16 protein-coding genes and 2 pseudogenes are annotated in these 17,825 nt (G+C 62.2%); 12 read left to right on the forward strand and 6 right to left on the reverse strand.

All coding sequences use genetic code 11. The annotated features are described in order from the left end of the window. Positions 1-16: 16 nt before the first annotated feature. The 4 genes from FQ775_RS19995 (at position 17) to FQ775_RS20010 (ending at position 4,076) form a co-directional block, all read left to right on the forward strand. On the forward strand, positions 17-763 hold the full coding sequence (locus FQ775_RS19995; protein WP_146298137.1) for a sugar phosphate isomerase/epimerase family protein: 747 nt from the start codon (positions 17-19) through the stop codon (positions 761-763). 11 nt (positions 764-774) lie between these two features. Next, positions 775-1,932 carry a Gfo/Idh/MocA family protein gene (locus FQ775_RS20000; RefSeq protein WP_146298138.1) on the forward strand — a complete coding sequence of 386 codons (1,158 nt, stop codon included), beginning with the start codon at positions 775-777 and terminating at the stop codon, positions 1,930-1,932. A 24-nt stretch (positions 1,933-1,956) separates the two neighbouring features. Then, positions 1,957-3,582 (forward strand): glycoside hydrolase family 43 protein, encoded by a 1,626-nt coding sequence (locus FQ775_RS20005; RefSeq protein ID WP_146298139.1) that lies wholly within the window; start codon positions 1,957-1,959, stop codon positions 3,580-3,582. Positions 3,583-3,716: 134 nt separating this feature from the next. Next, positions 3,717-4,076: a septal ring lytic transglycosylase RlpA family protein gene (locus tag FQ775_RS20010; RefSeq protein WP_146298140.1), complete on the forward strand. Its 360-nt coding sequence runs from the start codon at positions 3,717-3,719 to the stop codon at positions 4,074-4,076. Between the two features lie 27 nt (positions 4,077-4,103). Here FQ775_RS20010 and FQ775_RS20015 read toward each other — a convergent pair whose 3' ends face one another. From FQ775_RS20015 to FQ775_RS20025, 3 genes are all read right to left on the reverse strand, one after another. Continuing rightward, the gene (locus FQ775_RS20015) at positions 4,104-4,982 is read right to left on the reverse strand and encodes an SMP-30/gluconolactonase/LRE family protein (protein ID WP_146298141.1); all 879 of its coding nucleotides are present in this window, start codon (positions 4,980-4,982) and stop codon (positions 4,104-4,106) included. An 11-nt stretch (positions 4,983-4,993) separates the two neighbouring features. Beyond that, on the reverse strand, positions 4,994-5,761 hold the full coding sequence (locus tag FQ775_RS20020) for an SDR family NAD(P)-dependent oxidoreductase (RefSeq protein WP_146298142.1): 768 nt from the start codon (positions 5,759-5,761) through the stop codon (positions 4,994-4,996). A 111-nt stretch (positions 5,762-5,872) separates the two neighbouring features. Further along, complete coding sequence (locus FQ775_RS20025; protein ID WP_146298143.1) at positions 5,873-7,222, reverse strand: putative bifunctional diguanylate cyclase/phosphodiesterase; 1,350 nt, start codon at positions 7,220-7,222, stop codon at positions 5,873-5,875. 211 nt (positions 7,223-7,433) lie between these two features. On the opposite strand from FQ775_RS20025, the gene gshB reads away from it, so the two are divergent. Beyond that, a complete protein-coding gene (gshB, locus tag FQ775_RS20030; RefSeq protein ID WP_146298144.1) occupies positions 7,434-8,375 on the forward strand; it encodes a glutathione synthase in 942 nt (313 codons plus the stop codon). A 479-nt stretch (positions 8,376-8,854) separates the two neighbouring features. Then, the gene (locus FQ775_RS20035) at positions 8,855-9,586 is read left to right on the forward strand and encodes a protein kinase family protein (protein WP_146298145.1); all 732 of its coding nucleotides are present in this window, start codon (positions 8,855-8,857) and stop codon (positions 9,584-9,586) included. Positions 9,587-9,590: 4 nt separating this feature from the next. On the opposite strand, the gene FQ775_RS20040 is transcribed toward FQ775_RS20035, so the two are convergent. Further along, positions 9,591-9,746 (reverse strand): hypothetical protein, encoded by a 156-nt coding sequence (locus FQ775_RS20040; protein WP_167813062.1) that lies wholly within the window; start codon positions 9,744-9,746, stop codon positions 9,591-9,593. Between the two features lie 5 nt (positions 9,747-9,751). Here FQ775_RS20040 and FQ775_RS20045 point away from each other — a divergent pair, with 5 nt between their 5' ends. Beyond that, positions 9,752-10,615 (forward strand): DUF3800 domain-containing protein, encoded by an 864-nt coding sequence (locus tag FQ775_RS20045; RefSeq protein WP_146298146.1) that lies wholly within the window; start codon positions 9,752-9,754, stop codon positions 10,613-10,615. Positions 10,616-10,894: 279 nt separating this feature from the next. Here the strand turns inward: FQ775_RS20045 and FQ775_RS20050 are convergent, their stop codons facing one another. After that, entirely contained in the window at positions 10,895-11,869 is a 975-nt protein-coding gene (locus FQ775_RS20050) for an IS1595 family transposase (RefSeq protein WP_146298147.1), read from the reverse strand. Positions 11,870-12,025: 156 nt separating this feature from the next. On the opposite strand from FQ775_RS20050, the pseudogene FQ775_RS24045 reads away from it, so the two are divergent. The 4 genes and pseudogenes from FQ775_RS24045 to FQ775_RS20065 form a co-directional block, all read left to right on the forward strand. Then, positions 12,026-12,673: pseudogene (locus tag FQ775_RS24045) on the forward strand (magnesium chelatase domain-containing protein); the annotation flags it as partial. Between the two features lie 37 nt (positions 12,674-12,710). Next, the gene (locus FQ775_RS20055; protein ID WP_146298149.1) at positions 12,711-14,264 is read left to right on the forward strand and encodes a recombinase family protein; all 1,554 of its coding nucleotides are present in this window, start codon (positions 12,711-12,713) and stop codon (positions 14,262-14,264) included. A gap of 172 nt (positions 14,265-14,436) precedes the next feature. Then, the gene (locus FQ775_RS20060) at positions 14,437-14,901 is read left to right on the forward strand and encodes a hypothetical protein (protein WP_146298150.1); all 465 of its coding nucleotides are present in this window, start codon (positions 14,437-14,439) and stop codon (positions 14,899-14,901) included. After that, positions 14,901-15,074, forward strand: a complete 174-nt coding sequence (locus tag FQ775_RS20065) for a hypothetical protein (protein WP_167813064.1) — start codon at positions 14,901-14,903, stop codon at positions 15,072-15,074. The genes FQ775_RS20060 and FQ775_RS20065 overlap by 1 nt, the downstream gene beginning before the upstream one ends. Before the next feature lie 775 nt (positions 15,075-15,849). Here FQ775_RS20065 and FQ775_RS20070 read toward each other — a convergent pair. Next, positions 15,850-16,803 carry an MrcB family domain-containing protein gene (locus FQ775_RS20070; protein ID WP_146298151.1) on the reverse strand — a complete coding sequence of 318 codons (954 nt, stop codon included), beginning with the start codon at positions 16,801-16,803 and terminating at the stop codon, positions 15,850-15,852. Positions 16,804-16,879: 76 nt separating this feature from the next. On the opposite strand from FQ775_RS20070, the pseudogene FQ775_RS20075 reads away from it, so the two are divergent. After that, a pseudogene (locus tag FQ775_RS20075) lies at positions 16,880-17,776 on the forward strand (ATP-binding protein); the annotation flags it as partial. Positions 17,777-17,825 lie beyond the last annotated feature (49 nt).

Raw genomic sequence — 17,825 nt, forward strand, 5'->3', positions numbered from 1 at the left:
TTTCACGAGGACAGATATGACCTGGTCGTTTCAGCTCTACAGCGCCCGCAATTTCCAACCCTGGGAAGACGTTCTGGCGACGCTTGCGGACGTCGGCTACCGCAACGTCGAAGGCTTCGGCGCCGTCTTCGCCGACCCGAAAGGGTTCCGCGCCGAACTCGACCGCCACGGCCTCGCAATGCCCACCGCGCATTTCTCGCTGGAAATGCTCGAGAATGACTTTTCCGCGGCGCGCGAGATCGCCAGGGCGCTCGGGGTCACGCTGATCGCCTGTCCGTTCCTGCCGCCCGAGCAGCGGCCAGGCGATGCCGCGGGCTGGACGGCATTCGGCAAGCGCCTGGCCAAGGTTGGCGAGGCGGCGCGCTGGGCCGGCTTCGATTTCGCCTGGCACAACCATGACTTCGAGTTTCAGCGGCTTCCCGACGGTTCGATCCCGCAGGCGTTGATCTTCGACGCCGCACCCGAGGTAGGCTGGGAGATCGATGTCGCCTGGGTGGTGCGCGGCGGCGCTGATGTCGATCAATGGGTCAAGGACTACGCCGACCGCATCGTTGCCGTGCACGTCAAGGACATCGCACCGGACGGCGAGGCCGCCGACGAGGATGGCTGGGCCGATGTCGGCCACGGCATCATCGACTGGCGCGGGCTGCTGGAAACGCTTCGTGCCCGGACGCCGGCGCGCCACTTCATCATGGAACATGACCGTCCCAGCGACTATGCGCGTTTCGCGCGCCGGTCCCTCGAGGCGGTCCAGAGCTGGTAGGAACGACGAACATGGCCCGGACACTTGGCGTTGGGGTGATTGGCTGCGGCAACATCTCGGCCGCCTATTTCGGCCTCGCACCGCTTTTTCGTGGCATCGAGATGCGCGCTTGCGCCGATATCGACATGGCAGCCGCCGAAGCGCGTGCCCGTGAATTCGGCGTCCGCGCCGAATCCGTCGAGAAGCTGCTCGCGGCGAGGGATATCGACATCGTCGTCAACCTCACGGTGCCGTCGGCGCACTATGACGTATCGAGGGCGATCCTCAAGGCCGGCAAGCACGTCTATTCCGAGAAGCCTTTCGTTCTGTCGGTCAAGAAGGGCTTGGACCTTGCGAAGCGGGCCAGGAAGAAGGGACTGCGTATCGGTTCTGCGCCGGACACCTTCCTCGGCGGCAGCCATCAGCTTGCCCGCCATCTGATCGATGCCGGCAGGGTCGGGCGCATCACCAGTGGCACGGCGCATGTCATGAGCCACGGGATGGAGCACTGGCACCCCAATCCCGACTTCTTCTTCCAGCCCGGCGGCGGGCCGATCCTCGACCTCGGCCCCTACTACATCGCCAATCTGATCCATCTGATCGGACCGGTCAGGCGCGTCGGCGCGCTGACGTCGATCCCGGCGAGCGAACGCACGATCACCTCTCAGCCTCGCCACGGCGAAAAGATACCTGTGACGACCCCGACGACGATCCACGCGCTGCTCGAATTCGCGAGCGGTGCCGTCGTCACCTTTAACGCCAGCTGGGATGTCTGGGACCATGGCCATGCGCCGATGGAGCTCTACGGTGAGAATGGCACTCTCCACGTGCCCGATCCGAATTTCTTCGGCGGCGAGGTTCGGTTCACGGAAGGAACGAAGTTCGTCCGCAAGGCGCCGCGCTGGGACCATGTGCTCGGCATTCCCAACCGCAAGCATTCCGAAGGCATGATGGCCAACTACCGCACTGCCGGCCTCGCGGACATGGCGATCGCCATCCTGGAGGATCGGCCGCATCGCTGCGGTCTTGATCTGGCCCTGCACACGATCGAGGTCATGACGGCGATCCTGAAGTCGGGCGACAATGGCCGGTTCGTCGAGATGAAGACGAGCTGCGAGCGGCCCGCCGCGCTCGGCGTCAAGGACGCGCGCGCTCTGCTGGCCCGCAGGCGGCAGGCGAAGGCTGCGTGAGCGGAACGGGTCGGTAGCCGGCGCATGATCCGCAACCCCATCCTTCCCGGTTTCAATCCCGACCCGTCCATCTGCCGGGTCGGCGGGGACTATTACATCGCGACGTCGACCTTCGAATGGTATCCTGGCGTCCAGATCCACCATTCGACGGACCTGGCGAGCTGGCGGCTGGCCAAGCGGCCGCTGGAGCGCGCCAGCCAGCTCGACATGCGCGGCAATCCCGATTCCGGCGGCATCTGGGCACCATGCCTCAGCCATTCCGACGGGCTGTTCTGGCTGGTCTATACCGACGTCAAGCGTCTCGACGGCAATTTCAAGGACGCGCACAACTACATCGTCACCGCTCCAGCGATCGAAGGTCCCTGGTCAGACCCCGTCTACGTGAACTCGTCCGGTTTCGACCCTTCGTTGTTCCACGACGATGACGGGCGCAAATGGTTCCTGAACATGGTCTGGAACCATGTCTCGCAAGGTGTCGGCGGCCAGCCGAAGCACCCTTCCTTTGCCGGCATCCTGTTGCAGGAATGGGATCCGGTCGCAGGTCAGCTGGTTGGCGAGGCGAGGAATATCTTTGCCGGCAGCTCGCACGGGCTCGTCGAGGGTCCGCATCTCTTCAAGCGTGATGGCTGGTACTACCTGACTACTGCGGAAGGCGGTACCGGCTACGACCATGCGGTCACCATGGCGCGGTCGCGCTCGATCGATGGGCCGTACGAACTCCATCCCGACACGCATCTGATTACGTCGAAGGATGCGCCTGACGCTCCGTTGCAGCGCGCCGGACACGGACAGTTGGTGGAGACGCCGAAAGGCGAGGCCTATCACACCCATCTCTGCTCGCGACCGTTACCGGGCTTGCGCCGATCGCCGCTGGGGCGCGAAACCGCGATCCAGAAATGCGTCTGGGGCGAGGACGGCTGGTTGCGCCTTGCCCAGGGCGGCTTCGTGCCTGATCTGGATGTGCCTGCGCCGGGCGGAAATGGGGCTTCTCCTCCGCCCCCCGGACAAAACCGACTGCGGCGCGATTTCGACACGCCCGACCTGCCGCCCGAATTCCAGTGGCTGCGCACGCCTTATGCCGAGCGCATCTTCTCGCTCACCGCCAGACCCGGCTTCCTGCGCTTGATCGGCCGTGAATCGCTCGGCAGTTGGTTCGAGCAGGCGCTGGTTGCGCGCCGCCAGGAGCATTTTTCCTTCCGTGCCGAAACGCTTGTCGATGCAGCGCCGGCGCATTTCCAGCAGGCGGCGGGCCTCGTGCATTATTACAACCGCCACAAGCTGCATTTTCTCGCCATTACCCACGACGTGCGTCACGGACGTGTACTGACGATCATGTCCTGTCCCGGTCAATGGCCCGACGGCAAGCTGGAGTTTCCGCTCGCCGAACCCGTTCCCTTGCCTGCGGAGGGCCCGGTGTCGCTGGCTGCCGACGTGGACGGCGCGAGCCTCAAGTTCCTCTGGAAGCAGGAAGGCACCGACTGGCAGGCGATCGGCCGGGTGCTGGACGCCAGTGTCATCTCCGACGAAGGCGGTCGCGGCGAGCATGGCTCCTTCACCGGCGCCTTCATCGGTATGGCGGCCTTCGATACAAGTGGCGCGGCGCTGCCGGCCGACTTCGCCCATTTTACCTATGAGGGCAGGGACGGTTGAGCGCCACCCGACGCCTCAACCCGTGTGACCCGGCGACTCCCAACGTGATGGAACCCGGCCGCGCCGGCCCATTCCGTGCCACATTCCGGCCATAGCCCACCACCGATCGAAAACTGCCTGGGACGGGCCACCACATGAAATCAGCATTCCACGCGCCCGCCGCGCGTCTCGTGGCCGTCGGCCTTGTTCTCGCCGCGACCACCGGCGCCGCCTCGGCACAATGCGGTCGCGCTTCCTGGTATGCGCTCACCTCCAGGACCGCGTCAGGCGAGCGAATGAATCCGGCGGCGATGACAGCTGCCCACCGCACGTTGCCCTTCGGTACACGGCTCAAGGTGATCAACCAGCGCAATGGCCGCTCGGTGGTGGTACGCATCAACGACCGCGGCCCCTTCATCCGCGGCCGCGTGCTCGACCTGTCGAAGGCGGCGGCACAGAAGCTCGGCTTCATTCGCGCCGGCCACGCCAAGGTCTGCATGACGACGGTTGGCTGACGCCAGCCGCCCGGCGTACATCTCCCGTCAGGCGATCTTCACCCGTGGCTCGAAGCGCCCGCGCACGGTGACATCGAGCAGGAAGGTCTTGCCGGCATGCGGTTGCGACCGACGTTTTTCCTCGCTCAGCCCCTTCCATGCCGACGTCACGATCATCCGCGAGGCATCGGGACCGACGAAGGCCGGACAGGTCGACTGCGAAGCCGGTACGCTCAGCGTCCTGATCAACTCGGCGTCGGGCGACCATGCGTCGACGGCGCCACCGGCCCAGCGAGCATTCCATAGCACTCCGTCGGCATCGACGACTGAACCGTCAATGAAGCCCTTCTTGCCGCGCCAGTCGAGGAAAACCGCCGGCTCCCCGGTCGGCAAGCCTGTCGATGGGTCGCAAGCGACCCTGTGGAGCAGTCCCTTCGGCGTGTCGGTGAAGTAGGCGATGTGCCCGTCGGGGGAGAAGCAGATCGAGTTGGGGATGCCGATATCAGGATAAAGGCGGCGCAACTCACCTTTGAAGAACCAGTAGATGGAGCCGGCGCTGCCGCCTTCGTCCTTGGCCATGGTGCCGATCCAGAATGCACCGCACGGATGGACCCGGGAATCGTTGGCCCGCGTCAGCGGGTTGTCGGCCTCGATCGCGACCAGCCGCTCGAGCCGTCCGGATGCGGCGTCCCGCACATGCAGGCCGTCCTCGGCGGCAATCAACTGGCGTTCGTCGTCGATGACGGCAATCGCGCTCGCCATGAAGGGCAGGTCGTGAACGACCGTCGTGCCGTCGGGCCACGCCTTTTCCAGCAGTTTCTTGCCGCTGATGTCGAACCAGTAGAGCCGGTTGCGGTCGGGATCGTAGGCGGGTCCCTCGCCGAGTTCGCAGGCGATGTCGCAGAAGATGCTGACGTCGTCGGTCATTCTGTTCCCCCTCAAACCGAGCCGGCGTCGACGACCAGCGTCTGGGCCGTGACCATGCGCGAGGCCGACGAGGCCAGGAACAGGCATGGGCCGACCATATCATCGGGGTGCATTTCTTCCTTCAGGCATTGCCGGTCGAGATGCGCGTTCAGTCCCTTTTCGGTGACCCAGAGCCGGCGCTGGCGCTCGGTCAAAACCCAGCCGGGCGCGATCGCGTTGACCCGGATGCCGAAGGGGCCGAGTTCGCCGGCCAGCCCCTTGGTCAGGCCGACCACGCCCGCCTTGGCGGCGGTATAGGAAGCAAAGCCGCCACCGTTGATCATATAGGAGGTGGAGGTGAAGTTGACGATCGAACCCTGGCCCGCCTGCTTCATCGCCGGCACGACGGCCTGGATCGCGAAGAATTGCGGCCTCAGATTGATCGCCTGATTGTTGTCCCAGAATTCTTGCGTCACCTCCTCGACCCTGTGGCGATCGTCGCGCGCCGCGTTGTTGACCAGGACATTCACCGGCCCGTGCTTTTCGGCCGCCTTTTCCGCCGCCGCGCGCAAGGCCGCTATGTCGCGCAGGTCGGTGGCAAGGAACAGCGGCCGTCTTCCGGTGCCGGCCTCCACGCGGTCGCAAAGCGCGTGGCTCTCGTCTTCGGCGATGTCGATGAACGCAACCTTGGCGCCCTGGCGGGCAAAGCCTTCGGTCAGGCTGGCGCCGATGCCGGTCCCGCCGCCCGTGATCAGCACGGACGCTCCGTTCAGGTCCGGATAGTTCGCATCTGTCATCATGGCGCCGGCTTCCCCCTCGCTCTTTCAGGCGGGCGACACCATTCGCCATCGCGGCCGGCGTTGCAAGCCTGCAAAAGGGGAGCGTTCCGCCAGTGATGAAACGGTGGCTGGTCAGCCGAAGCGTGCGATTGGCGGCGTGCTCGCGCTGGTCCCGAGGTAGCGCAGCGTGGCCGCGGCGTCGACCGGTCGGCCGAAGAAATAGCCCTGGCCGCCGCGGCAGCCGATTTCGCTGAGGCGGGCCGCCTGTTCCTGGGTTTCGATGCCCTCGGCGACGACTTCCATGTTGAGGCCCTCGCACATCGCCAGGATGGCCCGGATGATGTGCTCGGACGACCGGTCCTCGAACATGGAGGCGACGAAGGCCTGGTCGATCTTCAGCTTGTCGAAGTGGAACTCGCGCAGTCGGCCCAGGCTCGACTGGCCGGTGCCGAAATCGTCGAGCGCGATGCGGACGCCCTCGGCGCGCAGGTCCTGGACGATCTTTTCCGCCGAGGCCGGGTCGCTCATCATACCGGTTTCGGTGATCTCCACCTCGAGCCGCCTGGGCTCGAACTCGGCGCGCCGCAGGATCGATAGGATCTGCTCGGCGGTGTTCTGGTCGACGAGCTGCGACGGCGACAGGTTGAACGCCAGGAAGAGTTCGTCCGGCCAGTCCTGTGCCGCCCGCGTGGCCTTGCGCAGCAGCAGTTGCGACAGTGCGCTGATGATCCCGCGCTCCTCGGCGATCGGGATGAAGAGGCCGGGCGAAACGAAACCGAGATCCTTGTCGGTCCAGCGCGCCAGCGCCTCGAAACCGATCACCTTCTTCGTCGTCATCTCGACGATCGGCTGGAAATGCGGCTCGACTTCTTCCGCGGAGACCGCGCGGCGCAACGCCTGCTCGATGCGCGTCATTCGCTTCGCCGCCTCCTCCATCTCCTGGGTGTAGACGACCACGCGGCCGCGGCCGCTGCGCTTGGCGTGATAGAGTGCGGTTTCGGCCTTGCGGATCAGGTCTTCCGCCGTCTCGTTACCGATATAGTAGAGCGAGCAGCCGACCGAGGCCGAAAGTCTGGCGCTGCGCTCACCGAGATCATAGGGTGCCGAGAGGATCTCGATCAGCATGCGCGCCTGCTCGGCGACCGCGGCCTCGCTGAAGGTCATCGGAAACAGGAACGCGAATTCGTCGGCGCCGATCCGGGCCACCGTCGAGTGCCGGTCCATTGCCGCATGCAGGCGCAAGGCTACCTGCATCAGGATTTCATCGCCGGCGGCGCGCCCGAACAGGTCGTTGATCGGCTTGAAGCCGTCGAGGTCGATGATACCGATGGCGAACGGAGCCGGGTCGTCGGCGCGTTCGCCGATCAACCTCTTGATCTTGGTCGTGAAGCGCCTGTTGTTACCGAGCCCGGTCAGAGGGTCGGTGTATGCCAGGTCGCCGTGGTCCCCACTCGCGTCTGCGCCAAGCATCGGCCCGTTCATGGAACTTTCTTGTTTTAGGTTTGGCTCATTCAGTACATTCTTGCTGAAAAGCGTTTAGGAACCGTATCGCGGCGATCCCCATTATTTGGGTGTCATATCATCGCGCCGACGACCGTTGGTTGCACAGAATGGGCATGGCTGGCCGATTGGCAAAAGGCGGTGAATTGGCTACATCGCCTGAGCCTTCCTCGCAGCCTTGCCGGAGCACCCGATGCCGCTGACTGTCGCATTGCAGATGGACCATGTCTCGACAATCTCGATAGCCGGGGACACGTCGTTCGCGCTCGCCCTTGAAGCCGCGCGACGCGGACACACATTGTTCCACTACACGCCGGACCGGCTGTCGATGCGCGGCAGCGAGGTCTATGCCTGGGCCGAGCCGCTTGAGGTGCGCGACGTCGCCGGTTCGCACTTCACTCTGGGTGGGCCGCGAAAGCTCGATCTTGCCGGCGTCGACGTGGTGCTCCTGCGCCAGGATCCGCCCTTCGATATGAACTACATCACCACCACCCACATTCTGGAGCGCATCCACCCGAAGACCCTGGTGGTGAACGACCCGGCCTGGGTCAGGAACAGTCCGGAGAAGATCTTCGTTACCGAGTTCCCCGACCTGATGCCCGAGACCTTGATCACCAAGGATCCGCGCGAGGTCGACGCCTTTCGCAAGGACCATGGCGACATCATCGTCAAGCCGCTCTACGGCAATGGCGGCGCCGGCATCTTTCATCTGCACGAGGCCGACCGCAACCTCGCCTCGCTGCTCGAGATGTTCGCGCAGATGTTCCGCGAGCCCTTCATCGTTCAGCGTTACCTGAAGGAGGTGCGCGCCGGCGACAAGCGCATCATCCTGATCGACGGCGAGCCGGTCGGCGCCATAAACCGCGTGCCGGCCGAGCACGATTCGCGCTCCAACATGCATGTCGGAGGCCGCGCCGAGCATGCCGATCTGACCGAACGCGAGCGCGAGATCTGTGCCCGCATCGGTCCGGCGCTGAAGGAACGCGGCTTCCTTCTGGTCGGCATTGACGTCATCGGCGGACTGCTGACCGAAATCAACGTCACCTCGCCGACCGGCGTGCGCGAGGTGAAACGTTTCGGCGGCGCCGACATTGCCGCCCTGTTCTGGGACGCGGTCGAAGCCAGGCGTGGCTGAGGCCACTCCCGCTTCCGCACCCTTGGCGTTTCCGTTCCGTTCGACCGCTGCAACCGCTCGCAACCCGGCTGCAGCCTATGCGTTTGTTTGTTCCCTTAATGTTCTTGTGCTCTGCGCGGGGATATTATACCTGACAAACCCACGCGAATCGTATAGGTTGAACAAGCATTGACGCGGCAACCATAGGAGTCGGCATCAATGGGAATGGTAGTCATCAAATGCCCGAAAACCGGCAAAGTGATTCCAACCGGAATCGGAATGGATAAGGGGTCGTTCCAGTCATCGAGCATGTCTGGCAACTCAGTTTCTTGCCCTGCGTGCGGCAATACCCACACATGGGACAAGAAAGACGCTTGGGTTCAAGGCTGAACCGAAGCGATATGCGCATTCAGCACAACAATCCGCCTGCCGGCAAGCAGGCGGATCAGTGCAAATCTGATCGCGTCCATGACCAATCTCCCGTGTTGAGGACGATCTAGATGGCTGGCATACCCGCATACTGCACCAACCGAAAATGCGGCGCCGTTTTCGTCAACAACGTCATCAACATCAAACATTCCCTGAACATCAGACTCTCAGCAAATTTTATCACTCGCTGCCCCCGCTGCGGCAGCGAGGCTCGGTTGGTAAATGGCACCTTCAATGAGAGAGGTAAGGGCCTGGAATTTGTATCAGGGCCACCGCTGACAAAGGCGATACTGGAACATCTTCGGGACATTGCGCAAAAAGCGCAGTCTGGCGAGATAACACCTCAGGAGGCCATTGCCGAAGCCGGCAAGATCGACTCTCGCTGGGCCCGAATTCTTGAACGGGCGTTGAAAATAGGTGGAGCAGTCGGCGTTTTCGCCGCGATAATCACCCTATATATCCAATGGTCATCTTACGAGCTACAAAAGGCGGACAGCGCCGCATCGGCTGAGTTCTACAAGGCAGCCCTTGCGATCCTAGAAAACGTAGAGAACGGCAAGGGTATTGACGCTGAAAGCGCAAACCCAGCCAAGGCAAAAGCCAAGGTAAAATCGGTTCTTGTTGAAGGCGAACAAAAAGCTCGCACGGATCGTGTCTATGTCGCTCCCAAGAAGTCTAAGAGACGCGACCGAAGGCAGAAGGCCAAAGCCAAAAAGCTTTCCAAGCATGAAAATTCGCCCTCGCTACCCGACTCCGCACCAACGCCAACTCAACGTCCCGACGTAGAGCCATCGCAAAGCTGAAGGACTACTTCTTCTCCGCGTCGCCGTCCTTCGGCTTCGGCGCCTTCGCAACGTCCTTCACAAGCCGGTCAAAGCGCTCTTCGGAATCGTCGGTTTCGAGCTCGCGGGCGGCTTCACGGAACTTGTCGACTTGACTCTTTGGCGTGTCGGTCGTCTTCATTTTACATGACCTCTGAGGGGAGCGTCCCAGAGCCCTACTTCGTCGCTTACTTTGATGAAGCGGGCGATCCGGGCATCAAGACTGTAGCACCTATCGACCCGAATGGGGCCAGTGAGTGGTTCACCTTAGGTTGTGCCGTCGTGCGTGCTGCGAACGAACCTAATCTAGTGGATCTAGTGCGGGACATCAAAGCGTCTATCTTTTCCACGCAGAGCCCCGACCTGCATTATCGGAACCTGAAGGAACACAAGAAGAAGGCGGTATGCGAGGCTTTCGCAGCCGAACCGATGCGCTTTTTCGTGGTGGTCTCGCATAAGCCCAATATGCGCCGATATCGGAACCCAGCCGCCGAGAAGCTGTCAGTTCACCCGAATGACTACTTCTACAACTATTGCATTAGGGTTGCCCTGGAGCGCATTAGCGATTGGTGTGCTGCTCGCTCCATCAATGAGACCGGCGAGCCTAAACACGTCAAGTTGGTCTTCTCTCGCCGGGGCGGTCATTCATACCGCCATATCCAGACGTACATCCACCTCTTGGCCAATCAAGTGAGGGACGGCCGCATCTACCAGACGGCCCGTGTTCCCGATTTTCGGGTCATTGACCATCGCCTCATAGAGGTGATCGACCACAATAAGAGCGCCGGCTGTCAAATCGCGGACGTTGTCGCCAGCGCGTTTTTTCAAGCAGCAAACGCTGGCACGAAAAAATGGAATACGGCTCACGCGGAATCGTTGAAGCCCAGAATGGCCTCGACCAGCGAGGGCTACGCAAATGAGGGAGTGACCCTCTTGCCGTGGAGAAACTGGACCTGCCGGCTAACAGCCGCACAGAAGTCGATCTTCCGGTTCTACGGATATCAAATGTAGAGGCGGCGGGCCCCGGCTTCGTTACCATCCCCGGCTTTGTAGGCCCCCATCCAATTGAGGGACCGTCCTAGAGACTGCGACACCTAGGGTGCCGCCCGAAGTTTTTCCCGGCGTTTCCCGCCACTCACAAATATGGGGTGATTTGGCCGAAAAGTAAAGTGAATCAACTAGTTATCGCGTAACTGCTTGATCGAGAATCACTTTTGGCGCTTCCGCGGCACCCCTTTCCAAAGCGGCAATTGCAACTGGACGGCCTTCCTAGGCCGCGTTCGTTTCGTGTCAGCCAACTCTCCGATAGGTCAGGCGACGACCTTTGACCCCTGTCAGCGCCAGCAAGGCGCGAGCGGTGTCGTCAACGCCGCATGCGATCCGGTTGGAATACCGGAAATCGAACTCTGCGAGATAGCGGTGAAGGTGGTGTTCCGCACAATGCTGGTACACGCCCTTCATGCCGCGCTTGAAGATCGAATAGTAGCCCTCGACCGTGTTCGTGTTGATGTTCACGTCGGTCACGGTGTCGCCCTCTAGGCGGTACTCCTTGCGGCCATATTCCTTAGCGCCGTGCTCGACGCGGCCATGCATGGTGAACTCCTTGCCGACGCGGCGATAGTGCAACGCTTCGTCGGTCATTAGCTGGCTTTCTTTCGCGATGTTCTCGCGAACGATGGGAATGACGCGGGCAACCGTTGCGCTGTCGATATGGAACGAACGGGCGCGACCGCCGCGCTCGACAAGGGTCAGCACCATGTTCTTGTGAGCGCTGCCGGGCGATACGGGAACGCCAGCAAGACGACCGATGTAGGTTTCGTCCGCTTCGACCGTCTGACCTGCGCCGCCAAGCGGAGTGAAGTCATCCGAGCGCATGGCTTCGCGAATGCGATGGCCGAGGAACCACGCGGTCTTAAGCGTGACTTCCAAGACGCGGTGAAGCTGGTTCGCGCTTATGCCCTTCTTGGACGAGCAGACCAGATGGATTGCCTGTAGCCACTTGTGAAGCGGCAGGTGGCTTTCCTCGAAGATCGTGCCAATGCGGACGGTGAACTGCTTCTTGCATTCGGCGCACTTGTAGAGGCCGTGGCGCTCAATGCCTTCCGGGTTCTTCTTGGAGGGCTTCGTGCGGACGCCGGTCAGCTTGTAGTGCTTGTCCATGTTTCCACAGTGCGGGCAAACCGGACCCTGGGGCCACAGAATGCTTTCCACATGCTCGAAAGCGGCGGCTTCATCGTGGAAGTAGGGGCGGGAAAGAATGGACATGGCTAACTCCTTGATTCTTATTTAGGAGTCAGCCCTTGGTTTGTCAAGTATAATATCCCCGCTCTGCGCCAAGCTGTGCTTAAGTCATGCGCGAGCGCGGTCTGCTGACAACTCCTAGGGTTGTGGCAGGGGCGCTCCGGGACGGGAGCAGCGCACATGGTTTCTCGGGTGGGCACGGTCGCCTTCCAGGGCGTCGAGGCGGTTCCGGTCGACGTGCAGGTGATGATCGCGCCGGGCAAGATCAACATGCACATCGTCGGCCTGCCGGACAAGGCTGTGGCCGAGAGCCGGGAGCGGGTCCAGGCCGCGCTGCATGCCTCCGGCCTGTCGATGCCGCCGAAGAAGGTCACCGTCAATCTGGCGCCCGCCGACCTGCCCAAGGAAGGCAGTCATTACGACCTGCCGATCGCGCTTGGCCTGATGGCGGCTCTCGGCGCCATCCCGGGCGATGCGCTCCAGGGTTACGTGGTGCTTGGCGAGCTTTCGCTTGACGGAACGATTTCCCATGTCGACGGGACGCTGCCGGCGGCGATCGGCGCCAATGCGCAGGGCAAGGGCCTGATCTGTCCGCAGGCCTCCGGCGCCGAGGCCGCCTGGGCGGACGCCGAGATGGACATTCTCGCCCCACGCAGCCTGATTGCCATCGCCAATCATTTCCGCGGCACGCAAGTCCTGTCGCGGCCGGAGGCGAAGATCCACTCACCCGCGGCCACCTTGCCGGACCTTGCCGAGATCAAGGGTCAGGAAAGCGCCAAGCGGGCGCTCGAGGTCGCCGCTGCCGGCGGCCACAATCTGATTAATGTGTTGACATTGGACCCCGCTTTCGATTTATGTGGTGGCCATGAACACGACGGATCATCAAACCCTCGCCTTCTCCTACGTGCGCTTCTCTACGCCAGAGCAGCAGCGCGGAGACAGCTATCGACGTCAATCCGAAGCGGCTCGGCGGTATGCGGAGCGGCATGGGCTGGCACTGGATGAACGCGCCTATACGGACCTTGGCGTCTCGGCCTATAGGGGCAAGAACGCCCGCGAAGGATCGCTGCGAACCTTCCTTGATGCCGTCGAAGCGGGAGACATTCCTCGCGGCAGTGTCCTTCTGGTTGAGAGCATGGACAGGCTCAGCCGCTCCATCCCCCGGAAGGCGGTGCGCCTCCTAGAGGAAATCTGCGAGGCTGGCGTTGTTGTGGTGACGCTAGACGATGGTCAGCAATACGACACCGCGCGACTAGACCGCGAACCGATGTGCTTCATGGTCGCCTACCTAGTGGCGATCCGTGCCAACGAAGAGAGCTCCAAAAAGGGGCGGCGCGTAGGAGAGGCGTGGGCCGCAAAGAGGCGCCGCGCAGCAGACGAGAAGCTGACTGCCATCTGCCCCTACTGGCTATCGCTCAACGAGGACCGCGCAGGGTTCACTATCCTTGAAGATCGGGCCGAGATCGTGCGGCGCATCTACCAGCAGTTCCTTGATGGTGCTGGGCAGGAAGCTATCGCTCGCAGCCTCAACGCCGATGATGTTCCGACCTTCGGACGTGGTGATCGCTGGCACAAGAGCACGGTCGCCAAGATACTGCGCAATGCTGCCGCGGTGGGGACCTACCAGCCGCATCGCGTGGCCGATGACGGAAGCGGCAAGCGGAAGCGTATTCCCGATGGTGCTCCCGTCGAGGGCTATTATCCGTCAGTCGTAGACCCCCAGGTATTCGCCACCGTGCAGAACCGCCTTGACGGCACACGGGCGACTTATCGGCGGGAAGGCAATGCGATCACCAATCCCCTAGCAGGCTTGGCGCGGTGCGGGGACTGCGGCGCGACGATGACACGCGTCCAGAAGGGAAGCCGTTCAACACCCCGTCTGGTGTGCTCTAGGGCGAAGGTGAGCGCAGGGTGCAAATATCGCAGCATTCCCCTCTCCGAAGTGATTGACGCCCTAACGGATGACGATGCGGCGTGGGTCGATGAAGCCCCTAGCGGTAACGAAGCATCGCGGCAGGAATGGGCCAGCCTTGAAGCCGAGCGGGCGGGCTCAGAGGAAGCCGTCTACAGGCTCGCACAGGAGCTTGCACGGGGCGGTGCATCTATCGCTATTGCTGACGCTCTACGCCGCGAAGAAGCCAATCTGCGGGCCTTGGAGGAGACCACGCGGGCCTTGTCCGAGCGGCTGGCACGGGAGACCCCGAACATGCTCGCTGGCCGTCTAGCGGCCCTGAAAGCGGCCCTGCAAGCCGATCCCCTCGACCCAGGCGTTGTGAACGCTCGCCTCCGGGAAACCCTCGAATACGTCACCGTGTGGCCGCGCGATGAGGAAGCGGGCCGCGCATCATCCCTCACCTTCCATTGGCTGCAAGGCGGGGAAACCGACATGTCGATAGGAGGCTTTGGCCGTATCTCCTAGTGCGCTCACCCATATGGCCGAACACGAGAGGAAGCCGATGAATGATGATGAATTGCTCCGCTTGCGAGACGGGCGAGAGCACCGAATAGGACCGCTTACGCTCCGCTATCTTGGACCGGGCGAGGGCGGACCAGAAGGCACATGTGGGGTTAGGACAGAAGATGCCGCCTTCATGCTCGACTGGATGGATGCCATGGCAATTGCCTTCTGCATCGCACCGACCGCCGCCCTATGGGGGGCCTTTGACAGCGACCGCGAGAAGCAGCTTGAAAGCGGTCAAGAACGCGGCTGGCTGCGTCTGGAGCTGACCAGCGATACCAAGCGCCTAGGCACCCTGACAGGTTGGACCGGAAAGCCGTTTCAGGTTGGCCGACTTGTGATGGATGCACAGGGGGGCGAGAAAGTGACCCGCCGCAAGGGTGAGCGCACCGCCGACTATCGCCGCTCCTGCCTCACCAAGACGGGCGGGCCTGCAAAAGTGGCCACGCGCACGTCATTCATTCATGCCTGCACCGCCCTGGCGAAGCACATGAACCCCGACCTTCCCGCAAACTGGGCAGACATCGCCCGCGCCAGGTGGGAAGCCGCCGACGAGACCCATAGGATTGCAACCCGGCTGGAAGAGGAGAATAGCTAATGACCATCACCGCCATCGCACCGACCGTCCCGACCACCGATGCCGAGGCTATCGCCTTTGCGCTCGACCATCTGGACGCCTTCGAGGTTGCCGACTTCCTGGCCGACTGGTGCGAAGGCAAGGACCCCAAGCCGTGGCTCGACGCATGGCACCAAGATCGGCAAGGGGGCTAGGGGCGCATGGCGTACCGCAAGCCCTCCCCCATAGGGTTCCGCCTTGTACAAGGTTCCGATGGTCTCTTAGAGCGCTGCCGCCAGCACATGCTGCGGGCGACATACGCCAAGACCGCCCGTGATCTGGTAGACCTTTGGTATGCCGACTGGCGGGGCCGCAAAGGTAAGCCAGCGAACATGACGCGGAAGCATCGCGGCTGGCACGTAGACCGTGTGGCGGCTTGGTTGAGACACCATCAGAAGGCAGGACGATTGCGCGTGGTGGACTACAAAGGGAAGTGGAGCGCCAAGCGATACCTACAGGTTGAAGGTGCTAACTGGGGGCGGGGAAAAGCATCCTCCCCTCCCCAAGACTAGGAGAAAATTCCCTAAAGTTGGAGGCAGAAAGCAACGCTATTTCAACAGGTTGCTAATTGGCGGTTACTAGACAAAGAAGCCCCTCTAGGTATAGAGCCCCAAGGTGACTGACCTCTAGCGCACTGCGAGCGGTTCCTTGTCAATGAGCGGGGGGTGGGGTGATCCTCCCCCCATTTTCCAACATGGTCTCTAAGTCTGCCCTGTGCCTAGCACTGGATTGGCAAAATGGGTGCATCGCGCGAGACACCCTATCTACGTGACAAAGGGTGTCGCTCCCCCCTTGCCGCCCAAATGGGTTCCCTATTGTCTCCCTTGACTACCTCCCCCTGCGCAAAATGAGGGTGGCGGCCGCCGGGCAACGAGATAGGCAGGGGTCTCGCGACAGATCGGAATCAGTGGCAATTCTTGAAGTGTGGTGTCATGCCGTTACGAGCAACTTCTTGAACGCTTCCAAATCGGATGAATCGGACGTACGATGAATCATCCTGTGACAATTGCTACACAGCACCGCAAAGTCTTTTTTGACGTCATATTGGAACGTCTCGCCCTCTTTCAGCGAGCTCAGTGGCTTTAGGTGGTGTGCCTCAATAAACCCCTCGCCCAGCGTTCCATAACGTTCGCCAAAGGAGAGACCGCAACCTTGGCATCTGGTTCCATGATGCTGCTTTGCCATTCTGGAAGCTTGAGGATGACGGTCAATCCTGCGATGAAATTTGTACTGTCTGGTCTCGATCACAGATGACCCAGGCGGAACGTCTTCGTCTAACGCTCCGGCCTCAGGAGACGGTTCGAGACCGCCCCGAAAAGTGAGCGCTGAATATGCATGTAGTATGTGTTCCAAGTCGGAGCGCAAATCTGCTTCCGACGGCAAAGACGTAATCTCATAGGCCTTCCCAAGGGCATGGCCTGCCATATAGCCCAATGGAAGATTGGCCGTCGAAGCCAGGTCAATTGCAGGAAGGTCAAAACCTTCGAGGAATTCAGGCAGCCGCGCACGCATAAGCGCAGCTCTGTCACGGAGCACACTATCCCGCCTTCCTCTCCCGAATTCACGTTCGACTGCGGTGGCGCCTTGATTTAACGAAAGGAAGACCCGCTTTCCATCGGAAGCGAAAAGGTAGACAACATAGTATCCAGTCTGGGCGCCGCTCGTGACAAGAGGATCGAAGATTGACGCCCAAGGTACTGCCGCCCACGTTGACTGCCCAGCCGACCCTTTAACTATGTAGCTTGAGCTTTTCGTGCCAAGGGCATCCCTTATGGCATTTGCTAGTTCGCCACGTACGTACGAAGCCACATGGTGCCCGGTGAAGTCTTCGCCAGTTGCTTGAGGATACTGTTGCCCTACAAACGATAACGCAGTTGCCAGCAAATCCGCCCCCCGAAAGCCCTCAAGGGACTAATACACAGAAACCCGAACAGGGCAATTGAGACCCAATGTAAATATTATGATCATGTGCGGACCGCCCGGCGCGGGCAAGTCGATGCTCGCCCAGCGCCTGCCGTCGATCCTGCCACCGCTCTTGCCGCGTGAATTGCTCGAGGTCTCGATGATTCAGTCGATCGCCGGTGAACTGGCGGGCGGCCGCCTGTCCGACCGGCGGCCGTTCCGTGCCCCGCACCATTCGGCATCGATGGCCGCGATGGTCGGCGGCGGGCTCAGGGTGCGGCCGGGCGAGGTATCGCTCGCGCACAACGGCGTCCTTTTCCTCGACGAACTGCCCGAATTCACGCCGGCCGTGCTCGATTCCCTGCGTCAGCCGATCGAGTCGGGCGAGGCGGTGATTGTGCGCGCCAATCACCGCGTATCCTATCCGGCCCGGGTTCAACTGGTCGCTGCCATGAACCCGTGCCGTTGCGGCCGCGCCGGCGAGCCCGGACATCGCTGTGCGCGCGGCCTGCGCTGCCAGACCGACTACCAGGGGCGCATTTCCGGCCCGCTGCTCGACCGCATCGATATCAGGATCGAGGTGCCGGCCGTCTCGGCGAGCGACCTGATCCGGCCCGGGCGCGCCGAACCCAGCGCCGATGTCGCCGCTCGCGTCGCCGCCGCCCGTGCCATCCAGCGCGCACGCTTCGAGGCGTTGGGGCTCGCCGGCGTCATGACCAATGCGCATTGCTCGACGTCGCTGATCGAGGAGATCGCCCGGCCCGATAGCGCCGGCGCGGCCCTGTTGCAGGACGCCAGCGACAAGCTCGGCTTTTCCGCCCGCGCCTATCACCGCGTCCTCAAGGTGGCGCGCACGCTGGCCGATCTCGACGGCGAGGAGAATGTCGGCCGCATCCATCTCGCCGAGGCGATCTCCTGTCGTGTCGGCGCCGAGCGGCTGGCGCAGGCGGCCTGAGCGTGCCCTCCGCTGAGGTAGTGGACAGGCTGCGCGTGGGTCGACGACC

The sequence above is a fragment of the Nitratireductor mangrovi genome, from assembly GCF_007922615.2.
Classification (GTDB): domain Bacteria; phylum Pseudomonadota; class Alphaproteobacteria; order Rhizobiales; family Rhizobiaceae; genus Mangrovimarina; species Mangrovimarina mangrovi.

Coding starts and splice junctions, on each gene's coding strand:
- FQ775_RS20050 (WP_146298147.1), bottom strand. CDS start 11,869: ATGTCCATTCTTTCCCGCCCCTACTTCCACGATGAAGCCGCCGCTTTC.
- FQ775_RS20015 (WP_146298141.1), bottom strand. CDS start 4,982: ATGACCGACGACGTCAGCATCTTCTGCGACATCGCCTGCGAACTCGGC.
- FQ775_RS19995 (WP_146298137.1), top strand. CDS start 17: ATGACCTGGTCGTTTCAGCTCTACAGCGCCCGCAATTTCCAACCCTGG.
- FQ775_RS20000 (WP_146298138.1), top strand. CDS start 775: ATGGCCCGGACACTTGGCGTTGGGGTGATTGGCTGCGGCAACATCTCG.
- FQ775_RS20010 (WP_146298140.1), top strand. CDS start 3,717: ATGAAATCAGCATTCCACGCGCCCGCCGCGCGTCTCGTGGCCGTCGGC.
- FQ775_RS20055 (WP_146298149.1), top strand. CDS start 12,711: ATGAACACGACGGATCATCAAACCCTCGCCTTCTCCTACGTGCGCTTC.
- FQ775_RS20040 (WP_167813062.1), bottom strand. CDS start 9,746: ATGAAGACGACCGACACGCCAAAGAGTCAAGTCGACAAGTTCCGTGAA.
- gshB (WP_146298144.1), top strand. CDS start 7,434: ATGCCGCTGACTGTCGCATTGCAGATGGACCATGTCTCGACAATCTCG.
- FQ775_RS20035 (WP_146298145.1), top strand. CDS start 8,855: ATGGCTGGCATACCCGCATACTGCACCAACCGAAAATGCGGCGCCGTT.
- FQ775_RS20025 (WP_146298143.1), bottom strand. CDS start 7,222: ATGAACGGGCCGATGCTTGGCGCAGACGCGAGTGGGGACCACGGCGAC.
- FQ775_RS20065 (WP_167813064.1), top strand. CDS start 14,901: ATGACCATCACCGCCATCGCACCGACCGTCCCGACCACCGATGCCGAG.
- FQ775_RS20045 (WP_146298146.1), top strand. CDS start 9,752: ATGACCTCTGAGGGGAGCGTCCCAGAGCCCTACTTCGTCGCTTACTTT.
- FQ775_RS20020 (WP_146298142.1), bottom strand. CDS start 5,761: ATGATGACAGATGCGAACTATCCGGACCTGAACGGAGCGTCCGTGCTG.
- FQ775_RS20060 (WP_146298150.1), top strand. CDS start 14,437: ATGCTCGACTGGATGGATGCCATGGCAATTGCCTTCTGCATCGCACCG.
- FQ775_RS20005 (WP_146298139.1), top strand. CDS start 1,957: ATGATCCGCAACCCCATCCTTCCCGGTTTCAATCCCGACCCGTCCATC.